We start from the raw sequence: 13,448 nt of genomic DNA, 5'->3' as shown, positions 1-13,448 counted from the left end.
GGGGCGCAGCATAACCCGAGTGCTGCAACAAATGTGCCGTGAATGTGGCCTTTGTCATTCACGGACGGGTGGCCCGGCCGGTCCGCCGATAATCGGGGGATGGCCCTCATGATCACCGACGAATGCATCAACTGCGATGTCTGCGAGCCCGAGTGCCCGAACGATGCGATCTACATGGGCGCGCAGTACTACGAGATCGATCCACACAAGTGCACCGAATGCGTCGGCCACTTCGATGAGCCGCAGTGCGTGCAGATCTGCCCGGTCGCGTGCATTCCCCTGAACCCCGAGCACGTGGAAAGCCGCGAGACGCTGATGCAGAAGTACCAGCGCCTCACGGCGATCAAGGTGACGGCGGTTTCGCCTTCTTCAGCCGGCGTCTGAGTCGCGGGACTTCCGCTTCTTTTTCTTCGCCGGGGCGTCGCCGGCCGACTTGCTGCCTGACCCACCGCTGTTGAAGCTCATGGTGGATTTGCGCGGATCGCCGAGCGCCTTGCTTGCGCGCTCGCGGGCCTGCTGCTCGGACAGGGCCATGCGCCTTTCGGCCAGCGCGGCGCTCCTGGCTTCCCTCGCCGACTGGCGATCGCGGTCATAGGCTGCTTTCTCCAGCGACAGGCGGGAGTGCTCCAGCTTGTCGGCCTGTGCGCTGTTGTGCTTCGCGCTGGCTTCGGCAGCGCGCCGATCCTCGTTGCTGCGCGGGTCGTCGACCTTCACCGTCTTGCCGCCTTCGCAGGGGCGGTCCGAGTAGGTGCTGCCGCATCGCCAGGTCTTTGCGGAGCCCTGGGCGGCCACGCCGTTGGAATACGCGCAGGCTGCTATTAAAAATATAGCCAGTCCGAATTTCCCCGCCCTCTTTTCTCTTTTTCTCGTCTTCATTTTTTATTTCTCTCCCTCCTGCGCTCCGGTTGCCGGCTAGGTGGCGGCAGGCGTGCCCCCTTCGCCGGGCTCCCGCCGCGGCGGTTTGGGCCGAGGTGGTTTGCTTGTGTGAATGAGCATGGTCGCTTTCTCCATCTCGCCGGCCACGAGCGCGGGCGCGGCATGCAGCGTGCGGACGATGGCGTCCTCGATCAGCTCGCGCTGCTCCTTCAGCGGTTTCTTGAGCACCCAATTGACGACCTCCGACTTCACGCCGGGATGTCCGATGCCCAGGCGCAGCCGCCAGTAGTCACCGGTGCCCAGCTGCGCGTGGATGTCGCGCAGGCCGTTGTGGCCCGCATGGCTGCCGCCGAACTTGAGCTTGGCCTGACCGGGCACCACGTCGAGCTCGTCGTGCACCACGAGGATTTCCTCGGGCGCGATCTTGAAGAAGCGCGCGAGCGCGGCCACCGATTTGCCCGAGAGGTTCATGAAGGTCTGCGGCTCCAGCAGCCAGATGCTCTGGCCGCCGATGCTGGCGCGCGCCGCGAGGCCGTGGTAGCCGCGCTCGGGCACGAGGTTGAGTTTCCAGTCGCGCGCGAGGGCGTCGATCCACCAGAAGCCCGCGTTGTGGCGCGTGGCTTCGTACTCAGGGCCTGGGTTCCCGAGGCCGACGAACAGCTTGATCATGGCTGGAATTATCTCGCCGCCCCCAAAGCAAAAGGCCCGCACGAGGCGGGCCTTTTGCAGGGGACGGGAAGAATTACTTCTTCGCGGCGGGCTTGGCCGTCTTGGCGGCAGCCTTGCCACCGGCAGCCGGTGCGGCGCCTTCAGCAGCTGCGCCTTCGGCGGCGGGTGCCGGCTCTTCGGCGACCAGCGGCGGCACGGCCGACACGATGACCGGGTTGTTCTTGCCGTGGCTCACGTACTTCACGCCCTTGGGCAGCTTGATGTCGTTGACGTGCAGCGTGGCGTTCTTCGTGAGACCGGAGAGGTCCACTTCGATGAACTCGGGCAGGTCGGTCGGCAGGCAGCTGATTTCCAGCTCGGTGATCACGTGGTTCACCAGGTTGTGCGCGGTCTTGACGGCTTCGGACTCTTCTTCACCCTTGAAGTGGAGCGGCACCTTCATGTGCAGGCGGGTCTTGGCATCGACGCGCTGGAAGTCGATGTGTTGCACCAGTTGGCGGAACGGGTGGTACTGCACGTCGCGCAGCAGCACCTTGCTGGAGGCGCCGCCGAGTTCCATTTCGAGGATCGACGAGTGGAAGGCTTCCTTCTTGAGGGCATGCCACAGCGCGTTGTGATCGATTTCGATCAGCTGGGGCTGCTGGCCTTCACCACCGTAGACGATGCCGGGCGTCTTGCCCGAGATGCGGAGACGGCGGCTCGCACCCGTACCCTGCTTGGCGCGCTCAAAAGCGACGAATTTCATAACTAGCTCCTGTGAGAGTCCACCGCGACCAGTGCGACTCCGGTTCAAAAAGGCTTCCGGAAGGAAGCCCGCTCTTTGGTTCTCGGGTCAGAACAGGTTGTCCTGGTCCGAGAACAAACTCATCACCGACTCGCCCTTGGCAATGCGCTGGATCGTCTCGGCGATCAGCGGTGCCACGGAGAGTTGGCGGATCTTTCCGCATGCGAGGGCCGCATCGGAAAGAGGAATGGTGTTGGTCACGACCACTTCATCGAGGGCCGAGCCCTTGGTGATGCGCTCGATGGCCGGGCCCGAGAAGATCGGGTGCGTGCAGTAGGCGTAGACGCTCTTGGCGCCGCGCTCTTTCAGCACTTCGGCCGCTTTGACCAGCGTGCCGGCCGTGTCGATCATGTCGTCCATGATCACGCAGTTGCGGCCGTCGATCTCGCCGATCACGTTCATGACTTCGCTGACGTTGGCCTTCGGGCGGCGCTTGTCGATGATCGCGAGGTCGCAATTCAGTTGCTTGGCCAGCGCACGGGCACGAACCACGCCACCGACGTCGGGCGAGACCACGATCAGGTCTTCGTAGTTCTTGGCGCGCAGGTCGCCCAGGAGGACCGGCGAGGCATAGATATTGTCGACCGGGATGTCGAAGAAGCCCTGGATCTGGTCGGCGTGCAGGTCCATCGTGAGCACGCGCTCGACGCCGACGGTTTCCAGCAGGTTGGCCACCACCTTGGCCGAGATCGGCACGCGGCTCGAACGCGGGCGGCGGTCCTGGCGGGCATAACCGAAGTAGGGAATCACGGCGCTGATCCGCTCGGCCGAGGCGCGCTTGAGCGCGTCGACCATGATCAGCAGTTCCATCAGGTTTTCGTTGGTCGGTGCACAGGTCGACTGCACCACGAACACGTCGCGTGCTCGGACGTTCTGGTTGATTTCGACAGTGACTTCTCCATCGGAGAAGCGACCGACGCGTGCGGCGCCCAGCGAGGTGCCGAGGTTGTGCGCGATTTCTGCGGCGAGGCCAGGATTGGCATTGCCGGTGAAAACCATGAAGTCAGGGTGATTAGCCTGCATGAGCGCGTCCCGGCAGTGCGAAATTGGCTTGGAGGAAGCCGCCAAAAGGTTTTGAGTCGTGGCGGCCCGTGGGCTGCCGATTATTGCAGCGGGTGTGCTGCAGAAGAAACACTGCGGCCATCAGGCCGCAGTTTCAGAAAATTTGGCAGGGGAGAAAGGATTCGAACCTTTGCATGCTGGAATCAAAATCCAGTGCCTTAACCAGCTTGGCGACTCCCCTACACGGGTCGACGGTTTGCACCATCAACCGATATATGTCGCGTCGGACCACAAAAGCGATCTGACCATTTTCAGGTTGCCCACCCTACGAGAGGATGAACAGCCAGGTTGCTGCATTGACGAACCTGCCAGCCCGCGGGGGCTTCGACCAGTTCCGCTTCATGCGGCCCTTGCGGCAATTTTGCGAACACCGAACTTCCGGAGCCGGTCATCCGGGCCTTCAATCCTTGGGCGCCGAGCCATTCGATGGCATCGGTGACCGCGGGGCAAAGTCGCTGGGCAACCGGCTGCAGGTCGTTGTGGCCGAAGTCGAAAACCTTGTTATCGAGGTTTGGGGCTTCAAGCTGTTCGCTATCTGCAGCAAAGCCCGAGATTATAGCAACAGGAGTTGAGCGTTCAAGATCATCAGCTGAAAAAATTAGACGGGTATCCAATCCTTCGGTGGGTTTGACCACGGCGAAGCGCGCCGGCGGCAGGGTGACGGGCGTGATTTCCTCGCCGATGCCTTCGACCCACGCGTGATGGCCACCGAGGAAGAAAGGCACGTCGGCACCCAGTTTCAGTCCGATCTGCGCCAGACGGGACAAGGGCAGGTTCAGGTTCCACAGGCGGTTGAGCGCCAGCAGGCAGGTGGCCGCATCCGACGACCCGCCGCCCATGCCCGCCTGTGCCGGCACATGCTTCGCGACGCCGATGTGCGCGCCCTGGCCGGGCGCGGCGTGCGCCTGCAGTGCACGGGCGGCGCGCAGGACGAGGTCGTCGGCAGGCAGCTCGGTCGTGAGGTCTTCGCGGGTCAGCTGGCCGTCGCGCCGCAGCTCGACATGCAGCGTGTCACACCAGTCGATCAGCATGAAGACCGACTGCAGCAGGTGATAGCCGTCGTCGCGCCGGCCCGTGATGTGCAGGAACAGGTTGAGCTTGGCCGGTGCGGGAAGGTCGTAGAGGGCCTTCATGACCGCTCGAACACGATGCGCAGGTCCGCCCGGGGGCTCGGGGACTCGCGCGTGGCCTGCAGGCGCCCGCTTGCGAGTTGGCCCAAGTCGGGGCGCCAGCCGGGCACGCTTTCGTTGCGCCCGGCGAGCCAGCCGAACAGCGCGCCCACCGGTATCGCCGCGCCGGTCGCGGCTTCGATCAGCGCGTCGACGGACTCGTAGCGGCGGGTGTCGCTGCCGTTCTTCAGAAGAGCCTCGCCCGGCGACCAGTGCAATTGGGCCAAGGTATTGCCGATCGGGGTCGTCAGCGTGAGTTCGCCGGTATCGGCCGAGCCGCGCAGCTCGAAGAGCGCGGCAAAGGTCTGGACCGGTTCGCTGTCGATGCGCAACGACATCCGGCCGCTCCAGCTGTCCGTACCCCTCGGCGCTGATGAACCGCCCGTCAGTTGGGCGCAACCTGCTATCAAAAGAAGAGCTGCCCCGCCTGCCGACAGAAACGCCCGGCGACCGGCATGCGGTCCGGAGGCGAGCATCGTCACGGCTTGACGCGCAGGCGTTTCAGCGTTTCCTGCAGCGTCTCGTTTTCCGCATCGCTCAGCAGCGCTTCCTTCCAGATCGTCACAGCACGATCCTTCTGGCCGATGCTCCACAGCACTTCGCCGAAGTGCGCGCCGATCTCGGGATCGGGCCGGGTCTTGTAGGCGGCCTCCAGGATGCGGATTGCCTCGGCCGTGTTGCCGAGCCGGAATTCGACCCAGCCCAGGCTGTCGGCGATGAACGGGTCTTCTGGTGCCAGCTGCACCGCCTTCTGGATCAGCGTGCGGGCTTCGTCGAGCCGGATCTTGCGATCGGCGAACGAGTAGCCCAGCGCGTTGTAGGCGTTCTGGCTTTCGGGCTTCAGCTGGATCAGCCGGCGCAGCAGCCGTTCCATGTCATCGAGGCGGTTCAACTTCTCGGCCACCATGGCCTGGTCATAGACCAGGTCACCGTCGTCGGGTGCGGCCGCGGAGGCCTGCGCCAGCATGTCGTAGGCGGCCTGGTATTGCTTGGCGTCGCGCAGCAGTTGCACTTCGGCAAGGAATTTCTGCTTCTTGTCGTCGGGCGTGCGCTCCGGCAGGGCACGAATGATTTCGCGTGCCTGGGGCAGCTTGCCCTGGCGTGCCAGCAGGCCCGCGCGGCGGGTCTGGGCGATGGTCAGGTCCTCGGTGCTGTCGATGCGCGCGAGCCAGCGCTCCGCGCCCACGAGGTCCTTGCGCCGTTCCGCCAACTGCGAGAGTGCGAGGTAGGCCTGCGTCACACCGCGTTTGCGATCGGCCGCGTCGGCGTCCTTGTTGCTCTGGCTGGAGGAGAGCTCGATGTAGCGCTTGAGCGAGGTCTCCGCCGCGCCGTCCTGCTTGGCCTGCATCTGCAGGCTGCCGAGCAGCAACCAGGGCTCCGCCAGTTCGGGCCGTGCCGTGGTGAGCGCCTGCAGCTGCGTCTGGGCGTCGCTGTAGCGGCGGTTCTCGACCAGCACGCGCGCATAGGCGATGCGCAGATCGGGCGTGGCCTTGGTGTTGCTCGCGAGGTAGCGCGTCACGATCGGCTCGGCCAGCGGCTGGCGGGGATCGATCAGCTCGAGCGCCAGCGCGGGCGGGGCGTCGGAGGCCGGATCGACTTCCTGGCCCTTGCGCGCGGCTTCCAGCGCGCCGGAGTTGTCCCCGGCATTGAGGCGCAGCCGGCCCACGGTGGCCCAGGCCAAACCGCCAGTCGTCGGGCTCTTGAGTTCGTCGACCAGTGCGCGTTCGACCACCGAGGCGGCCAGCTTCTTGTCGGAGGCGCGCGAATAGTTGCGCGCGATCACCGCCATGAGGAGTGGACGCTCGATCTGCGAGGTGGCCGCCACTTCGGCACGCAGGGGTTCGACCGTTTCGCCGATGCGGTTCAGCGCGATCAGGATCTGCAATTCGATGCGCCGTGCATCACGCGAGGTGGGCAGCGCCTCTTGCCAGGCGCGGGCTGCGGCCAGCGCAGCATCGCCCGAGCGCGATTGCAGCGCGATCTCGACTGCCCGCTGGAACAGCTTGCCGTCGCGCAGCCGGCGTGCCGCGTCGAGCACCAGCGCATAGCCGGAGCCGGGGTCGCCGGAGCGGGCGGTCATCTCGCCCATCAGGATTTCGTAGAACAGGTCGGCGGTCAGCGCCGAGGGCTGCGCGGCAGGTTCGCTGGCGGGCTTCGGGGCTGTGACCCGGGGCCGGACCGCCGGCCTCGGCGGCGCGTTGCGCTCGATGATGGGTGCCGGGCTGTTGGGGGCGGCGGGATCAGAGGTTTGCGCATGCACCGCGCAAGCCAGCAACACGAGAGATGCGGCCGCCGCAAGGCGGTGTCGGCGGGGCGATGGAATCATCGAATCATGATAATCGAGGCTTTTGAACGAGCGTTGCGTGGGGCTTCGTCTTCGCCGGAGTTTTACTTTCATGCCTGAGTTACCCGAAGTCGAAGTCACCCGCCGCGGATTTGCCGATCGCATCGCCGGCGCGCGCATCGAATCCGTGCGCATCGGAAAACCGCTCCGATGGGCTCTGATGGTCGTGCCCGAGGCACTGGTCGGGCGGCATGTGCGCGAGGTGCGGCGACGCGGCAAGTACCTGCTGATCGACCTGGACCGGGGCCTGCTGCTGCTGCACCTGGGCATGTCGGGCAGCCTGCGCTTCGACGCGGCGCTGCCGCCGCCCGGCACGCACGATCACTTCGACCTCGTCACCGATCGCGGCACCCTGCGGCTGAACGATCCGCGCCGCTTTGGCGCCGTGGTCTACGTGGACGACGAGGCCGCGCCCTGGGCCATCAAGCTGCTCGGCGGCCTGGGCATGGAGCCGCTGGGGGACGCCTTCGACCTCGATGCCTTCCACGCGGGCCTGCGCAAGCGCAAGACGGCTGTCAAGCAGGTGCTGCTGGCGGGCGACGTGGTGGTGGGGGTCGGCAATATCTATGCGTCCGAGGCGTTGTTCCAAGCCGGCATCCGCCCGACGCTGTCGGCCGCGCGCATCAGCCGTCCGAGAGCGGCGAAGCTCCATGCGGCGGTGCGCGAAATCTTGGCCAGGGCGGTGGAAAAGGGCGGAAGCACGCTGCGCGACTTCTCCAACGTGGACGGGCAAAACGGCTATTTCCAGCTCGAAGCCACCGTTTATGGCCGGGCCGGCGAGCCGTGTCGGGTCTGCGCAACGCCGATCAAGCAGCTCCGCCAGGGGCAGCGCTCCACATATTTTTGTCCTAATTGTCAAAAGTAGCGTGTTGCGGCTTCGAATGAATACCCTGCAAACAGCCGCTGTGCGGTTTGCGATGCTATATTTGTAAGCTCTTTCTTACATATTTCCCTTGAGCCGCTCTTTCAACCAACAACTCGATCAGCACGGTGCGTGGCGGAGCAATTTCGCCCATCGGCTGCAGTGGCTGTCCCGCTGGCTGACTGAGAACGAGCTGCTCGACCAGGCCGTGGCCGAGCGCCTGCGGGGCCTCGAACTGCAGATCCGCACCAGCAAGGTGATGGTCGCGTTCGTGGCCGAGTTCTCACGCGGCAAGTCGGAGCTGATCAATGCGATCTTCTTTGCCGACTACGGGCGCCGCATCATGCCCGCGAGCGCGGGGCGGACCACGATGTGCCCGACCGAGCTGGGCTACGACCCCGCCATCGCGCCCAAGCTGCGGCTGCTGCCGATCGAAACCCGCCTGGAGCCGCATTCGCTGACCCACTGGCGCGAAAAGTCGACCCGCTGGACCGAGATTCCGATCGAGGTCGGCAATGCCGAGCAATTGGCCCAGGCCATGGGCAAGGTGGCCGAAGTGCGTTGGGTGAGCAAGGACGAGGCCCGCGCGCTCGGCTTCTGGAATCCCGAGACGCCCGACGACAACCCGGTGCAGGACGCCGAAGGCCGCGTCGAAATCCCGCGCTGGCGCCATGCCGTGCTCAACATGCCGCATCCCTTGCTGGAGCAGGGGCTGGTGATTCTCGACACCCCGGGCCTGAACGCGATCGGCGCCGAGCCCGAACTGACGGTGAGCCTGATCCCGCAGGCGCACGCCGTGGTCTTCATCCTGGGCGCCGAAACCGGCGTGACGCGCTCCGACCTCTCGATCTGGCGCGAACACCTGATCACCGAGGACGAAGGCGGCGACACGCGCTTCGTGGTCCTCAACAAGATCGACACGATGTGGGACTCGCTGAGCACCCACGCGCAGATCGAAATGCAGATCGAGCGCCAGCGCGACAGTGCGGCCCGGCTGCTCGAAGTGCCGCTCGCGCAGGTGCTGCCGGTGTCCGCGCAGAAGGGCCTGCAGGCGAAGATCCAGCACGACCCTCGATTGCTCGAAGCCAGCCGCCTGCCCGCGCTCGAAGCGCTGCTGGGCGAAGGCGTGCTCGGCAAGCGCGAGACCATGCTGCGCCTGGCCGTCGATGCCGGCATGACCGCGCTGCGCACCGAGGCCGAACGCATCCTGAAGGTGCGCCAGCGCGACCTGTCCGAGCAGGCGCTCGAACTGCAGGGGCTGCGCGGCAAGAACGTCTCGGTGATCCGCCACATGCGCTCGCGCATCGACCAGGAACACGCCGAGTTCGAAGGCAGCAACACCCGCATCCTGGCGCTGCGCTCGGTGCAGGGCAAGCTGCTGCGCGAGGTGTACGCCGTGCTGGGCCGCACCGCGCTCAAGGCCGACATGGTGCGGCTGTCGGCAGCGCTCAAGCGCCCCGGCATCAAGCTCAATGTGCGCAAGGTGTATGGCGAGACCTTCGATTCGCTGCGCAACAACCTGCGCGAAGTGCAGGCGACGACGGCCGAGATCCAGTCGATGCTGCACGCCACCTTTCGCCAGCTCAATGCCGAGCAGGGCTTCACCCTGCAGGCGCCGGCCGAGCCCGATCTCACGGGCTTCGAGCAGGAGCTCAGCCAGATCGAGCGCAGCCACATCCACTATCTGGGCGTCGGCAATCTGCTGAAGCTTGCGCAGGCCGATTTCTGCGACAAGCTGGTTCGAGCGCTGGCCAGCCGCCTGCGCCTGGTCAACGAGGCCGCGATGACCGAGGTCGAGCGCTGGAGCAAGGGCGCGAGCGCGCAGATCGATGCGCAGCTCAAGGAGCGTCGCCGCAATTTCAGCAAGCGCATCGAGGCAATCGAACGCATCCAGAACGCGGCGGGGAATCTCGACGAGCGGCTGCTGGAGCTGGCTGCGCAGGAGACCAACCTGGCCGAACTGCATGCCCGCCTGCGTGAGTTCACCTCGCTGATCACGCAGCAAGGCAAGCCGCAAGCCGCGGTTGCCGCCGTCAGCGAGTTGCGTGCGGCCTGAGCGTTCCGCTTCCGCGGCGGCAGCCGGTTCGCAGCAGATGCCGCCGGATTTCGCCGCGCAGATCGTGAGCTGGCAGCGCAGCCACGGGCGCAGCGAGCTGCCGTGGCAGAACACCCGCGATCCGTATCGCGTGTGGCTGTCGGAGGTGATGCTCCAGCAGACGCAGGTCACGACGGTGCTCGGCTACTTCGCACGTTTTCTCGAACGCTTTCCCGACGTGAAGGCGCTGGCCGCAGGCACCGAAGACGAGGTGTTCGGTCTCTGGAGCGGCCTCGGCTACTACAGCCGCGCGCGCAACATGCATCGCTGCGCGCAGGAAGTGGTCGAGAGATTCGGCGGCGAGTTTCCACGCACCGCAGCAGAGCTTGTGACCTTGCCCGGCATCGGCCGCTCCACCTCGGCGGCGATCGCGGCGTTCTGCTTCGGCGAGCGCGTGGCGATCCTCGACGGCAACGTGAAGCGCGTGCTGACGCGCGTGCTCGGTTTCGGCGGCGACATGTCTTCGTCCGCGCAGGAGCGCGCGCTGTGGGACCGGGCGACGCAACTCCTTCCTCCCGCCGAAGAGCGCGAAGCGATCGCGAGCTACACGCAGGGGGTGATGGACCTCGGCGCCACCGTCTGCCTGCCGCGCAAGCCCAGCTGCATGATCTGCCCGGTCGACAAGACCTGCGTGGGCCTGCGCGAAGGGGCGCCCGAGCGCTATCCCGTCAAGACCCGCAAGCTCAAGCGCAGTGCACAGTCCCTCTGGGTGCTGCTGGCGCGCGATGCACAGGGCCGCATCTGGCTGGAGAAGCGGCCGGCCAAGGGCATCTGGGCGGGGCTGCATTGCCTGCCGGTGTTCGACAGCCGCGACGACCTGCTCGCTGCGCTGCCATCGGCTGCACAGCGCGGCGCGCACGACCTCCCGCCGTTCATGCACGTGCTGACCCACAAGGACCTGCACCTGCACCCGGTGCTGCTGGAAGGCGTGCAGCCGCAGGGCGATGTTGCGCGTTGGGTCGAAGCGGAAGAATGGGCCCGGCTAGGACTGCCCGCGCCGGTGCGCAAGCTGCTGGAGAGCCGCAGCGCGATCTAGCTGGCGTCCAGCTCGCGGTGCCGCTTGAGCGCACCCCAGCGGGCCCCGAAGGTGTGCGCCAGTTGCTCGACCAGAAACACCGAGCGGTGCTGCCCGCCAGTGCAGCCGATGGCCACCGTGACGTAGCTGCGATGGTCGCGTGCCAGCGCGTCGAGCCAGTGCGACAGGAATTGCTCGATGTCGTCGTACATGCGCGCCACGTCCTCATGCTCGCGCAGCCATTCGATCACCGGTGTGTCGCGGCCGGTGAGCGCGCGCAGGGCGGGCACGTAGTGCGGATTGGGCAGCATGCGCACGTCGAACACGTAGTCCGCATCCAGCGGCACACCGCGCTTGAAGGCGAACGACTCGAACACCAGCGTGAGCGCGCTCTGCGGCGCGGAGATCAGCGCCTTGATGTAGCTCTGCAATTGCGCGGGGCGAATGAGGCTGGTGTCGATCACGTCGGCGCCGTCGCGCAGGTCGGCCAGCAGCTCGCGCTCGAGTTCGATGGCCTGTACCAGCACGCGGTGCTGCTCGGGCACGTCGGTGCGGCCTTCCTGGCGCGAGAGCGGATGGCGACGTCGGGTTTCCGAATAGCGGCGCAGCAGCGCGTCGGTGGTCGCATCGAGGAACAGCGAGCGCAACGACACGCCGTCGTGGCGCAGCGCTTCGAGTTGCTGCGGAACGATCGGCAGCGACACGCCGCTGCGCACGTCCATCGCGATGGCCACGCGCGTGGCCTGCTGCTCGTGCTGCAAGGCGATGAACGAGGTCAGGAGTTCGGGCGGCAGGTTGTCGACGCAGTAGTAGCCGGCGTCTTCCAGCGCATGCAGCGCCACGGACTTGCCCGAGCCCGACATGCCGGTGATGAGCACAAGGTCCAGGTTCATGACGTGGCCGCCGAGGTCTTGTGACCGAGCATCTCGCGGGCATGCGCGAGCGAGGTCTGCGAGACTTTTTCACCGCCCAGCATGCGGGCGATTTCGTTGGCGCGGGTGTCGTCGTCCAGCCGCGACACGCCGCTCTCGGTGCGCGGGCCGTCCTTGCCGGCGCCCGCCGTCTGGCGCTTGGCCACGACGAGGTGATGGTCGGCGCAGGCGGCGACCTGCGGCAGGTGGGTCACGGCCAGCACCTGGCGGTCGCGGCCGAGCTGCTTCATCAGGCGGCCGACGGTTTCGGCGACCGCACCGCCGACGCCGGCATCGACCTCGTCGAAGATCAGCGTTTGTGCCGCGCCGAGCTGGCTGGTTGTCACGGCGATGGCCAGCGCGATGCGCGAGAGCTCGCCGCCCGATGCCACCTTGCCGATCGCGCGCGGCGTGCTGCCGGTGTGGCCGGCCACGAGGAACGCGATGTCTTCGAGGCCCGCGCGGCTGGGCTGCGCCAGCGGCTGCAGCTCGACCTCGAAGCGCCCCCCCTGCATGCCCAGGCCCTGCATGGCTTGCGTAACAGCCTGGGCCAGGCGCGGTGCGGCCTGCTTGCGGGCCTTGCCGAGTGCCTTGGCTTCTTTCAGGTAGGCCTGCTGAGCGTTCTGCTCGGCGCGTTCCAGGCCGTCGAGATCGCTTTGCGCATCGAGCGCCTGCAACTCGGCTTGCCAGCCGGCCAGTAGCGCGGGCAGCTCGATGGGCGTGCGCTTGTAGCGGCGCGCGAGCGACATCCAGAGGCCCATGCGTTCGTCCAGCTCGGCCAGGCTCTGCGGATCGGCCTCGGCGTTGCGCAGGTAGCCATGCAGCGTGTGGGCGGCGTCCGAGGCCTGCGCCACGCAGGAGGCCAGCACTTCGCCCAGCGCGCGGAATTGGGGCTCGATGTGCTCGCAGTTCTGCAGCAGCGTGGCCGCGCGCGTGAGCGCGGAAAGCGCGCCGTTGTCGTCGTCTTCGAGCGCCTGGCTCGCGCCCTGGGCTGCGTCGATCAGCGCCTGGGCATTGGAGATGCGCGAATGGTTGGTCGACAGCTCTTCCCATTCGTCGGCGCCCGGCGCGAGCTTGGCGACCTCGGAGATCTGCCACTGCAGCCGTTCGCGTTCGCGCTGTAGCGAGTCTTGCGCCGAGCGCGCGTGTTCGAGGGCGGAGAGGGCCTGGCGCCAGCCCTGCCAGGCGGCATCGAGCGCATCGGTGCGCACGCCTGCGTAGGCGTCGAGCAGGCCGCGCACGGCCTCGGGGCGCGTGAGGCTCTGCCAGGCGTGCTGGCCGTGGATATCGAGCAGGCGGTCGCCCAGTTCGCGCAACTGCGTCGCGGTGGCCGGGCTGCCGTTGATCCAGCCGCGGCTGCGGCCCTGCAGGTCGACGGTACGGCGCAGCAGCAGCGCGTCGCCGGCTTCGAAGCCGCCTTCGTCGAGCCAACTGCCCAGGGCCGGATCGGCGTCGAATTCGGCACTCACGTCCAGGCGTTCGGCGCCTTCGCGCACGGCGCCCGCATCGGCCCTGTTGCCCAGCGCCAGTTGGAGCGCGTCGATCAATATGGATTTGCCCGCGCCGGTTTCGCCGGTCAACACCGTGAAGCCGCCGGACAGGTCGAGTTCGAGTGATCGCACGATCACGAAGTCGCGCAGTGCGATGCGTCGCAGCGCCAT

Annotated in this window: 13 protein-coding genes and 1 tRNA gene; 4 read left to right on the top strand and 10 right to left on the bottom strand. The window is 66.6% G+C overall.

All coding sequences use genetic code 11. The annotated features are described in order from the left end of the window. The first annotated feature begins 99 nt into the window (after positions 1–99). A complete protein-coding gene (locus ACSFA7_RS26490) occupies positions 100–384 on the top strand; it encodes a YfhL family 4Fe-4S dicluster ferredoxin (RefSeq protein WP_435502096.1) in 285 nt (94 codons plus the stop codon). On the opposite strand, the gene ACSFA7_RS26485 is transcribed toward ACSFA7_RS26490, so the two are convergent. The 8 genes from ACSFA7_RS26485 to ACSFA7_RS26450 form a co-directional block, all read right to left on the bottom strand. Further along, positions 370–714: a hypothetical protein gene (locus tag ACSFA7_RS26485; protein ID WP_435502095.1), complete on the bottom strand. Its 345-nt coding sequence runs from the start codon at positions 712–714 to the stop codon at positions 370–372. The genes ACSFA7_RS26490 and ACSFA7_RS26485 overlap by 15 nt on opposite strands. 198 nt (positions 715–912) lie before the next feature. Next, positions 913–1,545: an aminoacyl-tRNA hydrolase gene (pth, locus tag ACSFA7_RS26480; RefSeq protein WP_435502094.1), complete on the bottom strand. Its 633-nt coding sequence runs from the start codon at positions 1,543–1,545 to the stop codon at positions 913–915. 73 nt (positions 1,546–1,618) lie between these two features. Next, a complete protein-coding gene (locus ACSFA7_RS26475) occupies positions 1,619–2,290 on the bottom strand; it encodes a 50S ribosomal protein L25/general stress protein Ctc (RefSeq protein WP_435502093.1) in 672 nt (223 codons plus the stop codon). 87 nt (positions 2,291–2,377) lie between these two features. After that, positions 2,378–3,352, bottom strand: a complete 975-nt coding sequence (locus ACSFA7_RS26470; protein ID WP_042582779.1) for a ribose-phosphate pyrophosphokinase — start codon at positions 3,350–3,352, stop codon at positions 2,378–2,380. A gap of 143 nt (positions 3,353–3,495) precedes the next feature. Continuing rightward, positions 3,496–3,572, bottom strand: a tRNA-Gln gene (locus ACSFA7_RS26465). 70 nt (positions 3,573–3,642) lie between these two features. Beyond that, positions 3,643–4,524, bottom strand: coding sequence for a 4-(cytidine 5'-diphospho)-2-C-methyl-D-erythritol kinase (gene ispE, locus ACSFA7_RS26460; RefSeq protein ID WP_435502092.1), 882 nt, complete (start codon positions 4,522–4,524; stop codon positions 3,643–3,645). Continuing rightward, complete coding sequence (locus ACSFA7_RS26455) at positions 4,521–4,898, bottom strand: lipoprotein insertase outer membrane protein LolB (RefSeq protein WP_435502091.1); 378 nt, start codon at positions 4,896–4,898, stop codon at positions 4,521–4,523. The genes ispE and ACSFA7_RS26455 overlap by 4 nt, the downstream gene beginning before the upstream one ends. A gap of 140 nt (positions 4,899–5,038) precedes the next feature. Continuing rightward, on the bottom strand, positions 5,039–6,886 hold the full coding sequence (locus ACSFA7_RS26450) for a tetratricopeptide repeat protein (protein ID WP_435502090.1): 1,848 nt from the start codon (positions 6,884–6,886) through the stop codon (positions 5,039–5,041). A 70-nt stretch (positions 6,887–6,956) separates the two neighbouring features. Here ACSFA7_RS26450 and mutM point away from each other — a divergent pair, with 70 nt between their 5' ends. The 3 genes from mutM to mutY all read left to right on the top strand — a co-directional run bounded on the left by mutM (position 6,957) and on the right by mutY (position 10,897). Beyond that, positions 6,957–7,769, top strand: coding sequence for a bifunctional DNA-formamidopyrimidine glycosylase/DNA-(apurinic or apyrimidinic site) lyase (gene mutM, locus ACSFA7_RS26445; protein WP_435502130.1), 813 nt, complete (start codon positions 6,957–6,959; stop codon positions 7,767–7,769). A gap of 88 nt (positions 7,770–7,857) precedes the next feature. Then, on the top strand, positions 7,858–9,822 hold the full coding sequence (locus tag ACSFA7_RS26440) for a dynamin family protein (protein ID WP_206175293.1): 1,965 nt from the start codon (positions 7,858–7,860) through the stop codon (positions 9,820–9,822). A 37-nt stretch (positions 9,823–9,859) separates the two neighbouring features. Then, the gene (mutY, locus tag ACSFA7_RS26435) at positions 9,860–10,897 is read left to right on the top strand and encodes an A/G-specific adenine glycosylase (protein WP_435502089.1); all 1,038 of its coding nucleotides are present in this window, start codon (positions 9,860–9,862) and stop codon (positions 10,895–10,897) included. On the opposite strand, the gene rapZ is transcribed toward mutY, so the two are convergent. Continuing rightward, positions 10,894–11,769 carry an RNase adapter RapZ gene (gene rapZ / locus ACSFA7_RS26430; protein ID WP_435502088.1) on the bottom strand — a complete coding sequence of 292 codons (876 nt, stop codon included), beginning with the start codon at positions 11,767–11,769 and terminating at the stop codon, positions 10,894–10,896. The genes mutY and rapZ overlap by 4 nt on opposite strands. After that, positions 11,766–13,448 (bottom strand): DNA repair protein RecN, encoded by a 1,683-nt coding sequence (gene recN / locus ACSFA7_RS26425; protein WP_435502087.1) that lies wholly within the window; start codon positions 13,446–13,448, stop codon positions 11,766–11,768. Before recN ends, rapZ begins: the two co-directional genes overlap by 4 nt.

Source organism: Variovorax trehalosi (assembly GCF_051216415.1).
Classification (GTDB): Bacteria; Pseudomonadota; Gammaproteobacteria; order Burkholderiales; family Burkholderiaceae_C; genus Variovorax.
The sequence above is the reverse complement of the archived record's forward strand: the minus strand, read 5'-3'. Positions and strand labels throughout refer to the sequence as shown.

Bases quoted from the DNA above. Each gene is read 5' to 3' on its own strand.
- mutY (WP_435502089.1), top strand. From the start codon at position 9,860: ATGCCGCCGGATTTCGCCGCGCAGATCGTGAGCTGGCAGCGCAGCCAC.
- ACSFA7_RS26455 (WP_435502091.1), bottom strand. From the start codon at position 4,898: ATGTCGTTGCGCATCGACAGCGAACCGGTCCAGACCTTTGCCGCGCTC.
- ACSFA7_RS26475 (WP_435502093.1), bottom strand. From the start codon at position 2,290: ATGAAATTCGTCGCTTTTGAGCGCGCCAAGCAGGGTACGGGTGCGAGC.
- ispE (WP_435502092.1), bottom strand. From the start codon at position 4,524: ATGAAGGCCCTCTACGACCTTCCCGCACCGGCCAAGCTCAACCTGTTC.
- mutM (WP_435502130.1), top strand. From the start codon at position 6,957: ATGCCTGAGTTACCCGAAGTCGAAGTCACCCGCCGCGGATTTGCCGAT.
- recN (WP_435502087.1), bottom strand. From the start codon at position 13,448: ATGGCGCTGCGACGCATCGCACTGCGCGACTTCGTGATCGTGCGATCA.
- rapZ (WP_435502088.1), bottom strand. From the start codon at position 11,769: ATGAACCTGGACCTTGTGCTCATCACCGGCATGTCGGGCTCGGGCAAG.
- ACSFA7_RS26450 (WP_435502090.1), bottom strand. From the start codon at position 6,886: ATGATTCCATCGCCCCGCCGACACCGCCTTGCGGCGGCCGCATCTCTC.
- ACSFA7_RS26470 (WP_042582779.1), bottom strand. From the start codon at position 3,352: ATGCAGGCTAATCACCCTGACTTCATGGTTTTCACCGGCAATGCCAAT.
- pth (WP_435502094.1), bottom strand. From the start codon at position 1,545: ATGATCAAGCTGTTCGTCGGCCTCGGGAACCCAGGCCCTGAGTACGAA.
- ACSFA7_RS26490 (WP_435502096.1), top strand. From the start codon at position 100: ATGGCCCTCATGATCACCGACGAATGCATCAACTGCGATGTCTGCGAG.